The organism is Streptomyces sp. NPDC001889, assembly GCF_053594535.1.
In genome coordinates, this window is the sequence record NZ_JBSFER010000026.1 from 107,427 (window position 1) to 122,046 (window position 14,620).

Annotated in this window: 16 protein-coding genes and 1 pseudogene; 15 read left to right on the plus strand and 2 right to left on the minus strand. The window is 74.0% G+C overall.

Translation table 11 applies throughout. The features are described from left to right. Positions 1–86: 86 nt before the first annotated feature. From ACWCRA_RS28260 to ACWCRA_RS28320, 13 genes and pseudogenes are all read left to right on the plus strand, one after another. Complete coding sequence (locus ACWCRA_RS28260; protein WP_451068947.1) at positions 87–455, plus strand: SchA/CurD-like domain-containing protein; 369 nt, start codon at positions 87–89, stop codon at positions 453–455. Then, a complete protein-coding gene (locus tag ACWCRA_RS28265; RefSeq protein ID WP_451068925.1) occupies positions 448–1,863 on the plus strand; it encodes an NAD(P)-dependent oxidoreductase in 1,416 nt (471 codons plus the stop codon). Before ACWCRA_RS28260 ends, ACWCRA_RS28265 begins: the two co-directional genes overlap by 8 nt. Further along, positions 1,860–3,011 carry an amidohydrolase family protein gene (locus ACWCRA_RS28270; RefSeq protein WP_451068926.1) on the plus strand — a complete coding sequence of 384 codons (1,152 nt, stop codon included), beginning with the start codon at positions 1,860–1,862 and terminating at the stop codon, positions 3,009–3,011. Before ACWCRA_RS28265 ends, ACWCRA_RS28270 begins: the two co-directional genes overlap by 4 nt. Beyond that, complete coding sequence (locus ACWCRA_RS28275) at positions 3,008–3,364, plus strand: TcmI family type II polyketide cyclase (protein ID WP_451068927.1); 357 nt, start codon at positions 3,008–3,010, stop codon at positions 3,362–3,364. Before ACWCRA_RS28270 ends, ACWCRA_RS28275 begins: the two co-directional genes overlap by 4 nt. Before the next feature lie 176 nt (positions 3,365–3,540). Then, on the plus strand, positions 3,541–3,933 hold the full coding sequence (locus ACWCRA_RS28280; RefSeq protein ID WP_451068948.1) for a cupin domain-containing protein: 393 nt from the start codon (positions 3,541–3,543) through the stop codon (positions 3,931–3,933). Then, positions 3,930–5,276 carry a beta-ketoacyl-[acyl-carrier-protein] synthase family protein gene (locus ACWCRA_RS28285; RefSeq protein WP_451068928.1) on the plus strand — a complete coding sequence of 449 codons (1,347 nt, stop codon included), beginning with the start codon at positions 3,930–3,932 and terminating at the stop codon, positions 5,274–5,276. The genes ACWCRA_RS28280 and ACWCRA_RS28285 overlap by 4 nt, the downstream gene beginning before the upstream one ends. Then, positions 5,273–6,547 carry a ketosynthase chain-length factor gene (locus tag ACWCRA_RS28290; RefSeq protein ID WP_451068929.1) on the plus strand — a complete coding sequence of 425 codons (1,275 nt, stop codon included), beginning with the start codon at positions 5,273–5,275 and terminating at the stop codon, positions 6,545–6,547. The genes ACWCRA_RS28285 and ACWCRA_RS28290 overlap by 4 nt, the downstream gene beginning before the upstream one ends. A 151-nt stretch (positions 6,548–6,698) precedes the next feature. After that, on the plus strand, positions 6,699–6,956 hold the full coding sequence (locus tag ACWCRA_RS28295) for an acyl carrier protein (protein ID WP_451068930.1): 258 nt from the start codon (positions 6,699–6,701) through the stop codon (positions 6,954–6,956). Position 6,957: 1 nt separating this feature from the next. After that, positions 6,958–7,428, plus strand: a pseudogene (locus ACWCRA_RS28300) (SRPBCC family protein); the annotation flags it as partial. A 12-nt stretch (positions 7,429–7,440) separates the two neighbouring features. Beyond that, positions 7,441–8,490, plus strand: a complete 1,050-nt coding sequence (locus tag ACWCRA_RS28305) for a methyltransferase (RefSeq protein ID WP_451068949.1) — start codon at positions 7,441–7,443, stop codon at positions 8,488–8,490. Positions 8,491–8,567: 77 nt separating this feature from the next. After that, on the plus strand, positions 8,568–9,305 hold the full coding sequence (locus ACWCRA_RS28310) for an SDR family NAD(P)-dependent oxidoreductase (protein WP_451068931.1): 738 nt from the start codon (positions 8,568–8,570) through the stop codon (positions 9,303–9,305). A gap of 2 nt (positions 9,306–9,307) precedes the next feature. Further along, on the plus strand, positions 9,308–9,670 hold the full coding sequence (locus ACWCRA_RS28315) for an antibiotic biosynthesis monooxygenase family protein (RefSeq protein WP_451068932.1): 363 nt from the start codon (positions 9,308–9,310) through the stop codon (positions 9,668–9,670). 47 nt (positions 9,671–9,717) lie between these two features. Continuing rightward, complete coding sequence (locus ACWCRA_RS28320; RefSeq protein WP_451068933.1) at positions 9,718–10,023, plus strand: antibiotic biosynthesis monooxygenase family protein; 306 nt, start codon at positions 9,718–9,720, stop codon at positions 10,021–10,023. Positions 10,024–10,119: 96 nt separating this feature from the next. On the opposite strand, the gene ACWCRA_RS28325 is transcribed toward ACWCRA_RS28320, so the two are convergent. Beyond that, positions 10,120–10,566, minus strand: a complete 447-nt coding sequence (locus tag ACWCRA_RS28325) for a MarR family winged helix-turn-helix transcriptional regulator (protein WP_451068934.1) — start codon at positions 10,564–10,566, stop codon at positions 10,120–10,122. Between the two features lie 287 nt (positions 10,567–10,853). On the opposite strand from ACWCRA_RS28325, the gene ACWCRA_RS28330 reads away from it, so the two are divergent. Continuing rightward, positions 10,854–11,939 carry a DUF6081 family protein gene (locus ACWCRA_RS28330; RefSeq protein WP_451068935.1) on the plus strand — a complete coding sequence of 362 codons (1,086 nt, stop codon included), beginning with the start codon at positions 10,854–10,856 and terminating at the stop codon, positions 11,937–11,939. A gap of 262 nt (positions 11,940–12,201) precedes the next feature. After that, complete coding sequence (locus ACWCRA_RS28335; protein WP_351557221.1) at positions 12,202–13,695, plus strand: FUSC family protein; 1,494 nt, start codon at positions 12,202–12,204, stop codon at positions 13,693–13,695. Between the two features lie 90 nt (positions 13,696–13,785). Here the strand turns inward: ACWCRA_RS28335 and ACWCRA_RS28340 are convergent, their stop codons facing one another. Beyond that, positions 13,786–14,610 carry a tyrosinase family protein gene (locus tag ACWCRA_RS28340; RefSeq protein ID WP_351557150.1) on the minus strand — a complete coding sequence of 275 codons (825 nt, stop codon included), beginning with the start codon at positions 14,608–14,610 and terminating at the stop codon, positions 13,786–13,788. Positions 14,611–14,620: the final 10 nt, after the last annotated feature.

Below are 14,620 nucleotides of genomic sequence, written 5' to 3' on the forward strand. Positions count from 1 at the left end.
TGCATCGACCATGGTCGAAACAGCGCCCGACGGTGGCCCTCAATCACCGTGCCCCGGGTGCCCCACCAGCGACGGGGGTCGCGACAGTGCCTGAATTCGCAGCGGTCACATGGACCGTGAGACCGGGGACGGAGGAGCGGGTGGCCGAGCTGTTCGCCGGCTACCGGCGCCCCGAATCCTTTGCCATCACCGATACCGGGGGGAACACGACAGGAAAGCTCCTGGCGACCGCGGTCTTCCTGAAGGAGAACCGTGTTGTCCGGGTCATCGAGTACGAGGGTGCGCTGCCGGACGTGATGCGTCACATGGCGGGTCAGCCGACCGTCCGTGAACTGGAGCAAAAGCTCGCGGAGTTCGTCGAACACCCTCGTGACACCTCATCACCGACGGGATTCCGTGACTTCTTCATCGCCAACAGCATGCGATGCCTGGTCGCCCGGTGGAGCGATGAGTGATCCGCTGCTGAATCCGGCCGGCGGCCGGGAAGGGAACGAGGACACCATGCACGACCGGAGTATGGCCTTCCTTGGACTGGGCGGAATGGGTGCCGCGATGGCGGCCCGGCTGCTGGAGCGGCGGTACGCCCTCACCGTCTGGAACCGCAGGCCGTCGAGGGCGGAGCCGCTCACGGCCGGCGGAGCCCGGGCGGCCGCCTCGCCCGCCGCCGCCGTCACCGGCGCGCGGACGGTACTGCTCAGCCTCGCCGACGAGAACGCCGTGGAGGAGGTGGTGTTCGGCGCGGGCGGGGTGGCCGGCGCGCTGGCCACCGGTGCGACCGTGATCGACACCTCCACCGTCTCCCCGGCCTATGCCCGCCGCGCCGCTCAGCGGCTCGGCGACCTGGGGCTGCGTCGGGTGGAGGCCTGTGTGGTCGGCAACCCGGCGCACGCCCGCAAGGGGGAGCTGAGGGTGTTCGCGGCCGGCCCGCCCGAGGACGTCGACACGGTGCGCCCGGTGCTGGACGCGCTCGGCCGCCAGGTCGTCCACGTCGGAGAACCGGGAGCCGCGGCCACCCTCAAGCTCGCGCTCAATCTGCTGCTCGGCAGTCAGCTCGCGGCACTCGCCGAGGCCGTCTCGCTCGGCACCGCCGCCGGTATCGACCGGGAGGCGCTGATCGACCTCATCGGCGGGAGCGGATTCAGCTCGCCCGTGATGTCCTTCCGCTGCCCCGCGATGCGCGACCGCCGGTACGCCCCGCCCTCGTTCCGGCTGCGCCTGATGGCCAAGGATCTGCGGCTCAGCCTGGGGGAGGCGCAGGCGCTGGGGCTGGAGCTGCCCGTCACCGCACAGACGCTGGAACGTTTCTCCGGGGCGGTCGGGGCCGGGTTCGGCGATCTCGACGCGGCGGCCGTTCTCGCCTTCCAGGAGGGGGAGTCACCACGGGCGGAGGCTGTCGGCCCGACGGAGGAGCGCCCGGGTCCGACAGGAGCGCGGCATCCGGCGGATGCCGGCGGGCCCGCGCTCGACCGGACCGGCACGGCCGGCGCTGGTGGGGCCGTGCCCGGCGCGGGTGCCGCCGGAGGAGCCGCTGTCGGGGCGGTCGTGCCCGGCGAGGGCTCCACCTTTGTCGATGCCGGTGTCACGGGAGGAGCTGACAGCACGGCCGGCGCCGGCGGGCCCGCGCTCGACCGGACCGGCACGGCCGGCGCTGGTGGGGCCGTGCCCGGCCGGACGACCACGGCCGGTGCTGGTGGGGCTGCGTCCGGCCGGAGTGTCACCGGAGGAGCCGGCGTCACCCCGTCCGGCCCGGATGCCGCTGCCACCCGCCTGGCCGCACGGGCCGGGGGCGCCGCAGCCGCCGGCCCGCCCCCGCCCCGCGCGGACACCACCGCCGGTGCCGGGGAGAGGAGGGCCGGGTCGTGATCATCGACATCCACAGCCATGTCGCCCACCCCCGCCTCCTGGCGAAGTACCCCATGCCGCCCAGCCTCGGGGACATCGTGCGGCTGATCGAGGTCAAGGCCGCGGCGGGCATCACCACGACCATCGTGGGCAGCCCCACCGGAGCCGCCGCCATGGCCCCCGTACCCGGCCTGGACACCTTCGCCCAGGAGCCCGGGGAGTTACGGGCCTTTCACGCATGGCTCGCCGCGACCGTGCGGGAGCACCGCTCGCATCTGCGCGCCTATGTGTGGTGCAACGCCTTCGGCGACGACGCCGAACTCACCGCCGCAGCCGAGGCCCTCCGGGACGACGCCTTCGTGGGGCTGATCGCCAACACCAGCGTCCGGGGCGAGTACCTCGACTCCCCGAAGGCCGATGGCTTCTTCGCCATGGCGGCCGAGCAGGGGGTGCCGGTGCTGCTCCATCCGGGCAGCGGCCCGGCCGCCGCCCACGGAGTCCAGGACTACGGACTCGTCGAGATGGTCGGCCGCCACTGCGATGTCACCATGGGCCTCGCCGCGATCGTGCTCTCCGGCCGGCTCGAACAGCACCCCGGACTGAAGCTGATCGCCGCGAGCAGCGGCGGCGCGCTCGGGCTGCTGCCCGGCCGGCTCGATCTCGCCTGGCGGCCCCGCCACTGGGACGCCGCCGGGGGCCCGGCGGGCGCGAAGCCACCGCCACCAGGGCTCCACCGGGCGCCGCGCACCCAGGCGCCCCCCAGTGAACTGCTGCGCCGTGTCTATGTGGACACCACCGCCGAGGGCCCGTTCCCGCTGGCGTTCAACCTGGAGACGTTCGGGCCCGAACGGATCGTCTTCGGCACGGACGCGCCGCCCGTGCCCGTCGACCACCGGGAGAAGGTCGCGGCCGTCGAGGCGCTGCCGCTCACGCCGGAGCAGCGCGCGGCCGTGCTCCACCGCACGGCGGCCGAGCTGTTCGGTCTCCACGAGCCGGGCGGCCCGTTCACCGGACCCGGAGCGCGGAGCACCCGGCCCCACGGCCACAGCGCCGGTCCGGCCGGTCGGGGTGAGCCGGCCGATCCGGGCGCAGGAGAGCCCCGCGAGCCGTCCACCGGCCCCCGTGAACCCCGCCCCCGGACCTCCCAGCCCACCGGAGGCACCTCGTGAACGCCCCCGACACCGGCGGAGCCCCGCACCGCACGCTCATCGTGGCGCGGATGGACCCCCGGCACACCGCCGACGCGGCCCGGCTCTTCGCCCGCTCCGACGAGGGACCGCTCCCCGTCGACCTCGGCGTCGTGTCCCGCTCCCTCTTCACCTTCCACGGCCTCTATCTGCATCTGATCGAGTCCGCGCCCGGTCTGCCCGCCCGGCTCGAAAGCGTCCGCGACCGGCCCGACTACGCGGGGCTCAACACCGGACTGGCCCGGTACATCCGGCCGTACGACCCGAAGACCTGGCGCGGCCCCGGGGACGCCATGGCGCGCCGCTTCTACCAGTGGCCGCCCGAGGGCGCCTGAACCACGTACCACCGACCACGCACACCAACGGGGGAGAGAAACCAGTGCACACGAACCATCCGGAACCCGAGCCCGCACCGCGCACCGAGCCCGCGCCGGCCAACGCCGGGCCCCCCGGCACCGAGCCCCGGCCGCCCCGCGCCGCCAAGGTCGCCGTTGCCGACACCGTCCCCAACATCCGGCGCGGCGGTGACGTCCGCACCCTGCTGACCCCGCGCTCCGTCGGCGCCACATCGGGCTTCATGGGCACCGCCACCATCGAGCCCGGCGCGTACATCTCCGAGCACTACCACCCCTACTCCGAGGAGTTCGTCCATCTGGTGCGCGGCACCCTCCGCGTCCGCCTCGACGGCGAGAGCCTCCGCCTGGACCCGGGCGAGGCCCTGTTCATCCCCGTAGGAGTCCGCCACCGGCTGGAGAACCCCGGCGGCGACCAGGCGCTCATCATCTTCCACCTCGGCCCGCTGGCCCCCCGCCCCGACCTCGGCCATGTCGACACCGAGGAACTGCCCCACCCCGACGCGCCCCACGGCGGCGCCGCGCCGGCGACCCCCGGGAACCGGCCGTGACCGCGGAGACAGGCAGGACGGCCGTGGTGACCGGCATCGGGGTCGTCGCCCCCGGCGGCAACGGCACCGCCGCGTTCTGGCGGATGCTCACCGAGGGCCGCACCGCGACCCGCGCCATCACCCTCTTCGACGCCACCGGCTTCCGCTCCAGAATCGCCGCCGAGTGCGACTTCGACCCGGCGGCGGCCGGTCTGTCGCCCCAGGAGATCCGGCGCATGGACCGCTGCGCCCAGTTCGCCGTGGTCTGCGCCCGGGAGGCGCTCGCCGACGCCGGGGACGCCCTGGCCGGGACACCGCCGCACCGGCTCGGCGTCACCATCGGCAGCGCGACCGGCTGCACCATGAGCCTGGAGCGGGAGTACGTCGTCGTCAGCGACGGCGGCCGGCGCTGGGAGGTCGACCCAGGCTACGCCGCCCGTCACCTCTACAGCAGCCTCGTGCCCAGCTCGATCGCGGCCGAGGTGGCGTGGACGGCGGGCGCGCAGGGCCCGGTGTCGCTGGTCTCCACGGGCTGCACCTCGGGGCTCGACGCTGTCACCCAGGGCGCCCGGCGGATCGCCGACGGCCTCGCGGACGTGGTGCTCGCCGGCGCGTCCGACGCGCCCATCAGCCCCATCACCTCCGCCTGCTTCGACGCCATCCGCGCCACATCCGCCAACAACGACGACCCGGCCCACGCCTCCCGCCCCTTCGACCTCGGGCGCGACGGCTTTGTGCTCGGCGAGGGCGCGGCGGTGCTGATCCTGGAGGAGCGCGAGCGCGCCCGCGCCCGGGGCGCCCGGGTGTACTGCGAGATCGCGGGGTACGCCTCCCGCAGCAACGCCTACCACATGACCGGGCTCAAACCGGATGGGCTGGACATGGCCGAGGCCATCCGGGCCGCCCTGGACCGCGCCCGCATGGCGCCCGACCGCATCGACTACATCAACGCCCACGGCTCGGGCACCCGCCAGAACGACCGCCACGAGACGGCGGCCTTCAAGGAGAGCCTCCGGGAGCACGCTCGCCGGGTGCCGGTCAGCTCCATCAAGTCGATGGTCGGCCACTCGCTCGGCGCGATCGGCTCCATCGAACTCGCCGCCTCGGCCCTGGCGATGCACCACGGAGTCGTACCGCCGACCGCGAATCTCGACACCCCCGACCCCGAGTGCGACCTCGACTATGTGCCACGGACCGCCCGTGAGCACCGGATGGACGCCGTGCTCTCCGTCGGCAGCGGCTTCGGCGGCTTCCAGACGGCGGTGGTGCTCGCCGGCCCGCACCGCCGGGGCAGCGGGGCGGGCCGCGCCCGGCGGCGCGCGGACGGAGCGAACGGGGCCGTCGGCCACGGGGCGCGCGCATGACCGCCCCCGCCCGGACTGCCCGGACCACCAGGACCTCGCGCGTCTCCCGTGCGGACGGCCGCCGCGCCGTGGTCACCGGCGTCGGTGTCGTCGCGCCCAACGGCATCGGTCTGGAGGAGTACTGGCGCTCGGTCCTCGCGGGCCGCGGCGGCATCCGCCGGATCACCCGGTTCGACACCACCGGGTTCCCGGTACGGGTCGCCGGGGAGGTCCGGGCGTACTCCTCGGCCCGGGTGCCGAGCCGGCTGCGGGTCCAGACCGACCTGTGGACCCACTTCGCGCTCACCGCCGGCGAACTGGCCCTCGCCGACGCCGCCGTCGACCCGGCCGGGATGCCCCCGTACGAACTCTCCGTCATCACGGCCAGCTCCTCGGGCGGCAACGCCTTCGGCCAGCGGGAGATCGAGAGCCTGTGGGCGCGCGGCCCCGGCCATGTGACCGCCTATCAGTCCATCGCCTGGTTCTACGCGGCCACCACGGGCCAGCTCTCCATCCGGCACGGCATGAAGGGCTCCTGCGGTGTGGTGGTCGCCGAGCAGGCCGGTGGCCTGGACGCCATCGAAGAGGCCCGGCGTGCCCTGCGCGACGGTTCCCGGCTGGTCCTCACCGGGGGTACGGAGGCCCCCATCGGCCCCTACGCGCTCACCTGCCAGATCGCCGGCGGCCTCCTCAGCGGGGTGTCCGACCCGGCGACCGCGTACCGGCCCTTCGCCGAGGACGCGACGGGCCATGTCCCGGGCGAGGGCGGCGCGATACTCACCGTGGAGCCCCTGGACCGGGCCCGGGAGCGGGGTGCGCCCCGGCTGTACGGGGAGATCGCGGGGTACGCCACCGGCTTCGACCCGCCGCCGGGCTCGGGCCGCCCGTCCGCGCTGCGCCGGGTCGTCATGGCGGCGCTGATGGATGCGGACCTCGCGCCCGAGGAGATCGACGTGGTCTTCGCGGACGCGGCGGGCACCCCGGACGCCGACGCCGACGAGTGCGCGGCGCTCGCCGAGGTCTTCCAGCCGGGCGGCGTGGCCGTCACCGCGCCCAAGACCATGACCGGCCGGCTCTACGCGGGCGGCGCACCGCTGGACGTCGCCACCGCGCTGCTCGCCATCCGCGACCGGGTGATCCCGCCCACCACCGGGGTGCTGCCCGCGCGCGCCCACGGGATCGACCTCGTCGTCGGCGCGCCCCGGCCCGACCCGGTGCGCGCGGCCCTCGTCCTGGCGCGCGGATACGGCGGCTTCACCTCCGCGCTGGTGGTGCGGGAGGTGGCCCCCTGACCGCCCCGCACGCCGTCCCTCACAGGCCCCGGCCGGATCCGGAAACCCGCGCCGGACCGTCCCGTACCACCGGCATCACCACCCACACCACCCGTACCGCCCCGTTCACCGGAACACCCCGGCCGCGGCCGGAGAGTCGAAAGGCACCCGCATGAAGACCTTCACCCTCAACGATCTGCGCGCGGTCCTGCGCGCGTGCGCCGGGGTCGACGAGGACGTCGACCTCGACGGCGACATCGCCCTGACCCCCTTCTCCTCCCTCGGCTACGACTCGCTGGCGCTCATCGAGATCGTCTCCCGCATCCAGCACCACTACGGCGTGGACCTCCCCGAGGACATGACCCTGGCCCGGACCCCGCACGAACTCGTCGGGTCCGTGGACTCCCTGCTCCGGGCGGAGGCGGCCTGACATGGCGGGGAGCACCGACAACGCCGTCGTCATCCGCGCCCCGCTGGCCCTGGTGTGGGAGATGACCAACGACATCGGGTCCTGGCCCTGGCTCTTCACCGAGTACGCGGCGGCCGAGATCCTCCACCGCGAGGGGAACACCGTCCGCTTCCGGCTGACCATGCGCCCCGACGAGGACGGCACGGTCTGGTCCTGGGTCTCCGAGCGCACCACCGACCCCGTGACCCGCACCGTCCGCGCCCGCCGGGTGGAGCCGGGGCCCTTCGCGCACATGGACATCCACTGGGCGTACGAGGAGGTGGGGAGCGGCACCCGGATGCGCTGGCGCCAGGAGTTCGCGATGAGGCCCACCGCCCCCCTGGACGACGAGGCGATGACCCGGCGGATCAACGCCAACTCCGCCGTGCAACTGGCCCGCATCCAGGCGCTGGCCGAGCAGGCGGCCCGCACCGCACCGGCCACCGCCACCGCCGCCGACCGGCCCGTGGCGGCCGGCGACGGCACCCCACCGCCACCCGACCACGCCGCTCAGCCGCCGCACGAGCAGGTCTTCACCGTCCTCGCCGGGAAGTGGTCCGCCCAGGCGGTCTCCGCGCTCGCCCGGCTCGGCATCGCCGACCTGCTGGCGGACGGACCGCGCACCCCGGAGGAACTGGCTCGCGCCACCGGGACGCACGCGCTCTCCCTGCGCCGAGTGCTGCGCGCCGCGGCCCTCGTCCATGTCTTCAGCGAGCGGCCCGACGGGACCTTCGCGCTCACCCCGCAGGCGGCGACCCTGCGGACCGGCGTACCGGGCGGCATGCGCGCCTTCGCCGCCCTCATCGGCCACGACGCCACCTGGCGGCCCTACGGGGACATCCTGGAGACCCTCAGGACCGGCGAGCCCGCCTTCCCCCGGGCGCACGGCATGCCCGTGTACGAGTACTTCGCCCGGCATCCCGAGGTGGCCGCGCTCTTCGACGAGGCGATGACCGCGCTCAGCGAGGAGTCGGCCGGTGCCTATCTGTCCGCGTACGACTTCGCGCGGTTCGGCACCGTCGCCGACATAGGCGGCGGGCAGGGGCGGATGCTCGCCGAGATACTGCGGCTCCGCCCCGATTCGCGCGGCGTTCTGCTGGAGCGCCCCGAAGTGGCCGCGCGGGCGCTGGCGCTCCTGCGCGAACAGGGGCTCGCCGACCGGGTCGAGACGGTGGTCGGTGACTTCTTCGACGCCGTCCCGGCGGGCGCGGACGCCTATGTCCTCAAGACCGTGCTGCACAACTGGAACGACGAGGACGCGCTGCGCATCCTGCGCCGGGTCCGCGCCGCGATCGGCGCCGACCGGGACGCCCGGCTCCTGGTTCTGGAGGACGTCGTCCAGCCCCTCAACGCCTGGGACATCGGCAAGCTCATCGACATCGACATGCTCGTCAACGCCGGTGGCCGGGCCCGTACCCGGCGGGAGTGGGAGGAGCTCTTCACCGCCGGCGGCTTCACGCTCCGGCTGCCGGAGGACGCCGCCGCCTGGAGCGTACTGGAGGGCGTCCCGGTATGACCGCGTACGCCCACCACCCCCGTCCCCGCACGCACACGACCAACACCAACGCCAACACCACCACGGAGGAATGACTCATGGATCTCGGTCTGGCCGGCAAGCGCGCCCTGGTCACAGGCGGTTCGCGCGGCATAGGAAGGGCCACCGTGCTGGCGCTCGCCCGGGAGGGCGCGAGCGTCGTCGCCGGTCATCGGCAGCACGGTGACGCCGTCGACAGCCTGGAGCGCGAGCTGAAGGCCATCGGCGGACACCACCGGCTGGTGGCGAGCGATCTGTCGTCCCCCGAGGGCCCCGGCGAACTGGTCGCGGCCGCCGGCGAGACGCTCGGCGGCCTGGACATCGTCGTCAACAACGCGGGGGCGATGAGCCATGTGCCGTACGACAGACTGGAGTCCGCGGAGTGGGACCGGCTGATCTTCACCAACCTCACGGCCGTCCATCTCCTCGTGCAGAAGTCCCTGCCCCTGCTGGCGGACGGGGCGTCGATCGTCAACATCGGCTCCGGTCTCGCCCTGGTCGGCCTCCCGGGCCGAGCCCACTACACGGCGTCGAAGGCCGGTCTCGTCGGCCTCTCGCGCTCGCTGGCCAAGGAACTGGGCCCCCGGAACATCCGGGTGAACGTGATCGCCCCGGGCATCGTCGAGACCGATCTGGCGGGACATCTGGACGCCACCGCGCGGGCCCGGTATGAGAGTCTCGCCGCCCTCGGCAGGCTCGGCCGGCCGGAGGACATCGCCAGGACCGTGCTGTTCCTCGCGGGGGAGCTGTCGGGATTCGTCTCCGGCGCCACCCTGCCCGCCGACGGGGGGATCTGAGCATGACCGGCTCACGGGACGGACAGGGCGTACGGGAGCCCGCGGCGGACCCGGTCTTCCGGGTGGTGCTCACCCTCCGGATCGCCCCCGGCAGGCATCAGGAGTTCGAGGACACCTGGATCGAGGTGGGGCGCTCCGTCGCCCGGCAGCCCGCCAGCATCGGCCAGTGGCTGGTGCGCTCCCTGGAGCGGACCGACACCTACTACATCATCAGCGACTGGCCCGACGAGGAGTCCTTCCGGACCTTCGAGAAGGACCCCCACCACTGGGAGCTGACCGGCAGACTCCGTGAGCTGCGGATCTCGGGCACCATGGACACCTCGGCCGTGGTGCACCACCTTCCGGGACCCCTGGCCGCCGGATGAGCGCCGGGAGGAGCGCGCGGGGCGCGCCCGGCGACGACCCCGCGCCCATGGCCGCGAGGAGTGGCGGCGGCCTGCGGGTGGAGGTGCTGCTGGACGTCCCGGGGACGGAGGTGGCCGAGCTGATCCTGGCGTACGAGACCATCAGCGCGACGCTGGCCGGAACCGCCGGGCTGCTCGGCAACGAACTGCTGCGCGACACCGGAGATCCCCGCTCCTGGGCCGTGATGAGCCTCTGGCGCGACCGTCCGTCGTTCACGCGCTGGGAGGACGGCCCCGACCACAAGGGGCAGACCGCGCCCCTGCGCCGCTGGGTGCGCGGGGCGCGGGCGCTGAGTGTGGAACTGCGCCACTGAGGGACGGCCGGCGATCGGCGCGGGTTTGCCGAGGGGCCCCGCGCCGGACGCCGGCTCTCCGGCTGACCGGTCACACGGACCGGCCGCACGGACCGGTCAGCGGAAGGCCCAGGCCTCCTCGGCGTGCGCCGGGTCGGTGAGCCCGCAGGGACCGAGCCCATGAGTGGAGGTGAACCGTTTCAGCGTGCGGCCGAGGCTGTCCCGCTCCTCGGGGCGCAGCACCGCGAACAGCTCCTCGCTGACCTCCCGCTGGAGCCGTTCGATCTGCCGCAGGACACCGATGCCCCGCTCGGTGAGGCCCACGCGCAGCGCCCGCCGGTCCACCGGGTCGGGCAGCCGCTCCACCAGGCCCTCGCCCACCAGGTCGTCCACGATGAGTGTCGCGGTGCGGCCGGTGACACCGAGCCGGTCGGCCAGGCCGCCCATGCGCAGCGCGCCCTCCGAGAGCAGATTGACCACCCGGACCCGGCCGGGCGTGATGCCGTGCTCGGCGAACCGCCGGACCGCGTATCGCGTGACGGTGTGCCAGGCCCCGACGAGCACTTCGCCCAACTCAACGGGTGAGACCCCGGAATCAGTGGAAAACCCCGACTCCAGTAAGTGATTTGAATCGATTGAACCCATCTGTACCCCCCGTTTCCGTGTGCTTCGCAGCACATTCGACTCAATCTATCCCGCCTCGAAGAGCCCGACTTGTGTGAGGTCCATCACGCGTGAGCGGCGGCGGACGTCCAGAGGCGCCGCCGCTCACGGGCCCCGGCCGGACCGTCCGGCACCGGTGGCCCCGGACTCCGCCGTTCCAGCGGCCGGCCACCCCCGAGGAGACCACTATGAGAAGACCCGCCCCGCTCGCCACCACCCTCCTGACGCTCGGCGCGCTGCTGATCGCGCCGTCCACCGGCTCCCCCACCCTCGCGGCTCCCTCCGCCAACGCCCCCTCCTCCTGGGGCTCCACCGTCCTGTGGCGCGACGACTTCCGGTCCGGATTCGACCACGGCGGGCCGCGGTCCCGGTGGCTGGTTCCCGGCCTCGCGGGGCTGCCCGCGGGCGACGGCCGGGCCACCGTCGACAGCGGGGGCCTCACCGTGACCGCGTCCGGCACCAACTCCCGGACCGGCGCACCGGCCTTCGTGCACACCGTCCCCCAGGACGACGGCGCCGGCACGGGCACCCCCGGCACCGCCGACCACGGCAAGTGGGCGGCCCTCGCCAACCGCACCGCCGCCTCCGGCCATCTGGGCTTCGACGTCCCGGAGGGTACGGAACTGACCTGCGGCGCCCGGATGTCGGGCCGTACCCACGGTGTGCGCGGCCACCCCTTCGGAAGCGCCGTCCGCGACCCCGGCGCCGATCCCCGGCTCGCCGTCTCCGCGCTGATCGCCGTGGACCAGGAGACCGGGACCGCCTTCGACTTCCTGGTGACCGAGACCGCCGTCCACGCCTGGTACGAGCGGCTGCCCGTCGCCGGGCGCGGTGGCTTCGCCTACGCCGTCCCGGTCGCCCGGGGAGCCCCGGGCCGGACCCGCGATCTCGCCATCTCCTACGACCGCGGCGCGGGTACCGTCCGCTGGCGGGTGGACGGCCGCACCGTGCTGGAGGTGGACCGGATCGGACACCGGTCGCTCGACCGCCGTCTCGCCTTCGTCGACAACGGCGGCCCGGACCGGTCCGTCACCCCCCGGCAGCTCGCCTGCGGCCTCGGCTTGCTCACCCTCCTCGACGGCGCCGGCGCCGACGGCAGGGCGCTCGTGCGGCTGACCGGCGCGCCCGGCCACTACTACGACGTGCGCCGGGGCGAGCCCGTACCGCAGCGCTTCGTCGACGGAGCGAGCCTGCCGGGCAGCCGGCTCTGGGGACAGGGGGCCGGGCTGCGGGTCCGGGAGGTCTCGGTGACCTCGCGCCCGGCGGCGCCGTGATGGCCCATTGGCACCGTCCGGCCACCGGAAGCGCGGAGTATCCGTACCAATGGCCCACTCCACCGGGCGGCTCTTGAGCCAGTGCCCCGGTTGATGATTGTCTCTGCGGTATCCATGCACTCTCGGCGCCGCGCAGCGCCGGACCCGCGACGACGCGGGTCCGGACCGCGGTGCCTTCGTCGTGCCCGCCACCGCTCACCACCCCGAGCGGGCCGGACCGGCGAACGGACGACACAAGGGAGCGGCCACCGCCGTGAAGAGGATGTTCGTGGCTCCGGACCCGGGGCGGGCCAGGCTCAGGAACTCGGTCCGCGCCGTCATCGGCGTGGGTCTCGCCGTCGCCTGCGCGGAACTCGCCGGGCTCTCGCTCAACGCCTCCATCACCGCGGGGCTCGCGGCCCTGCTCGCCCTCTTCACCGTCACCGACGCGACCGTCCGCGCCCAGGCGGTGACCACCGCCCTGCTCCCGGCCGCCGGCTTCCCCGTCCTGGCCGTCGCCGCCACCCTGCACGGCCTCCCCCTCGTCCGTGACGCGGCGATCCTGCTCGTCGTCTTCTGCGGGGTCTATGCCCGGCGCTGGGGCCCGCGCGGCCACGCCCTCGGCATCTTCGCGTTCATGATGTTCTTCGTCACCCAGTTCCTGCACGCCGTGCCGGACCAGCTCCCCGGGCTCTGCGCCGCCCTGGTGATGGCCCTCGGGGCCGCCGCGCTCGTCCGCTTCGTCCTGTGGCCCATCGAGCGCCGCACCCCGCCCGCTCCCGTGCCCCCGCCGCTGCCCGGCACCGGTCTCGCCCGCCCCACCACCCGGCAGGCGTGCCAGGTCACCGCCGCCTCCGCCTTCGCGCTCGCCCTCGGCCAGCTCCTCTCCGACGAGCGCTGGTACTGGGCCGTCGGCACCACCTGGTGGATCTTCGTCAACACGGTGTCGCGCGGCGAGACACTGGTACGCGGCTTCCGCCGGGTGCTCGGCACCGTCGTCGGCATCGGCGCCGGCATGCTGATCGCCATCCCGCTCGCCGGGGCGCCCGCCCCGACCGCCGTCCTGGTCGCGCTCTGTGTCTTCGGGATCTTCTACACGGCCGCCGTCTCCTACAGCTGGATGGTGGTGGCGGTGACGGTGATGGCGGGGCTGCTCTACGGACTGCTGGGCGTACTGGACCCCGCGCTGCTCCTGCTGCGGCTGGCGGAGACCGCCGTCGGCGCGGTGGGCGCGGCGCTCGCCGTCGTCCTGGTGCTGCCGGTCACCACCCACGCCACGAACAGCGCCTGGATCGAGCGGGCCCTGCACTGTGTCAGGGCCTCCACCTCGGCCTCCCTGCGACGGCTCGCCGGCGCCCCCGAGGCCGACCCCACCCCGCACGCCGCCGAACTGGAACTGCTGCTGGCCCGGGTCCGGCTCTCCCTCGCACCCCTGGTCCACCCGCTCAGCCCGCACCGCGCCCGCAAGGCGCGCGCCCGCCGGGTGCTGGCGCTGCTCGACGAGTGCGCCGGAGAGGTGCGCGGCCTCGTTTCCGTGGCCGCCGACCCGGACGCGGGGCACGACGCCCGCCTCGCCGCCGCCTGCTGGCGCGTCGAAGCCGCGGTGCACGCCCTGACGGCCCCGAACGGGCACCCCGCGGACGCGGCCTCCGGCTCCCCGGCGCGCCCGGCCGGCACGGAGCCCGCGCTGGCCCATCTCCACGGCCTGGAGCGGGCCCTCACCGAACTCGCCGCTCCTCTGCGCAGCTCCCCGCGCGCTCCCCTCGTGCTCTCGTAGCCGGCACCGAGGCCGGACAAGGGGCCGCCCGCGGCGGGCGGCCCCTCGTCCGGCGGGCGGGGTCCGTGTTCCGGACCTCGCGCGCCCGGCTCAGGCGTAGGTGTAGAACTGCGTGTGGTCCAGCATGCTCTGCGGGGTCGTGTTGGGCCAGGGCGGCATGGTCTCGTTCAGATCGATCACATCGGCCGTGCCCCCCGCGGGGAGGTACTCGGCGCTGGTCGGGTGGAGCGCGTGCCAGTCGGCCCAGAGCTTGTCGACGAACGAGTGGTGCAGCCAGAACACCGGGTCGTTCGGGGAGACGCTGGTCTCCATCTGGCCCCAGATCCAGGTGTGCACCCGGTTGTGCATGCTCATGTACCCCGCCGAACCCTCCAGCGTGGACCGGAAGCCGGTCGACCCATCGCGGAAGGGGGCGGAGTCATAGGTGGGCATGGCGAGCGCGGCGTCGACCTCGGCCCGGGTGGGGAGCGTGGGGACGCGGTGGGCGAGGTTGCGCGCCAGGAACGGACGGCTGTCGACCTGGATGGTGATCGGCCACTTGCCGGCGGAGTACGCGAAGGGGCCGTCCATCACCTGGTCGTCCAGGGGACGCCCGGTGCCGCCGAGGAAGTTCGGCGCCCAGAGGGAGGAGGCGACGGTGTTGTCGGCGGTCCAGTCCCAGTAGGGGATCGACACCGAGGCGTCGACCTTCTGGAGTTCTCTCTCGAAGTCGATGAGGAACTTGCGGTGCCAGGGCAGGAACGACGGGCCGAAGTGGCCGACGTAGATCCCGGTGTTCATGTCCAGCGCGAACCGGAGCCGGTGGGCCGCGACGAACTCGTCGTACACGCCCTTCCGCTTGACTTCCAGTACGGCGTCGGTGAAGGCCTTCTTCTCGGCGGCCGTGAGATTCGCCTGGTTCTTGCGTACGGTCATGGCTGATGCT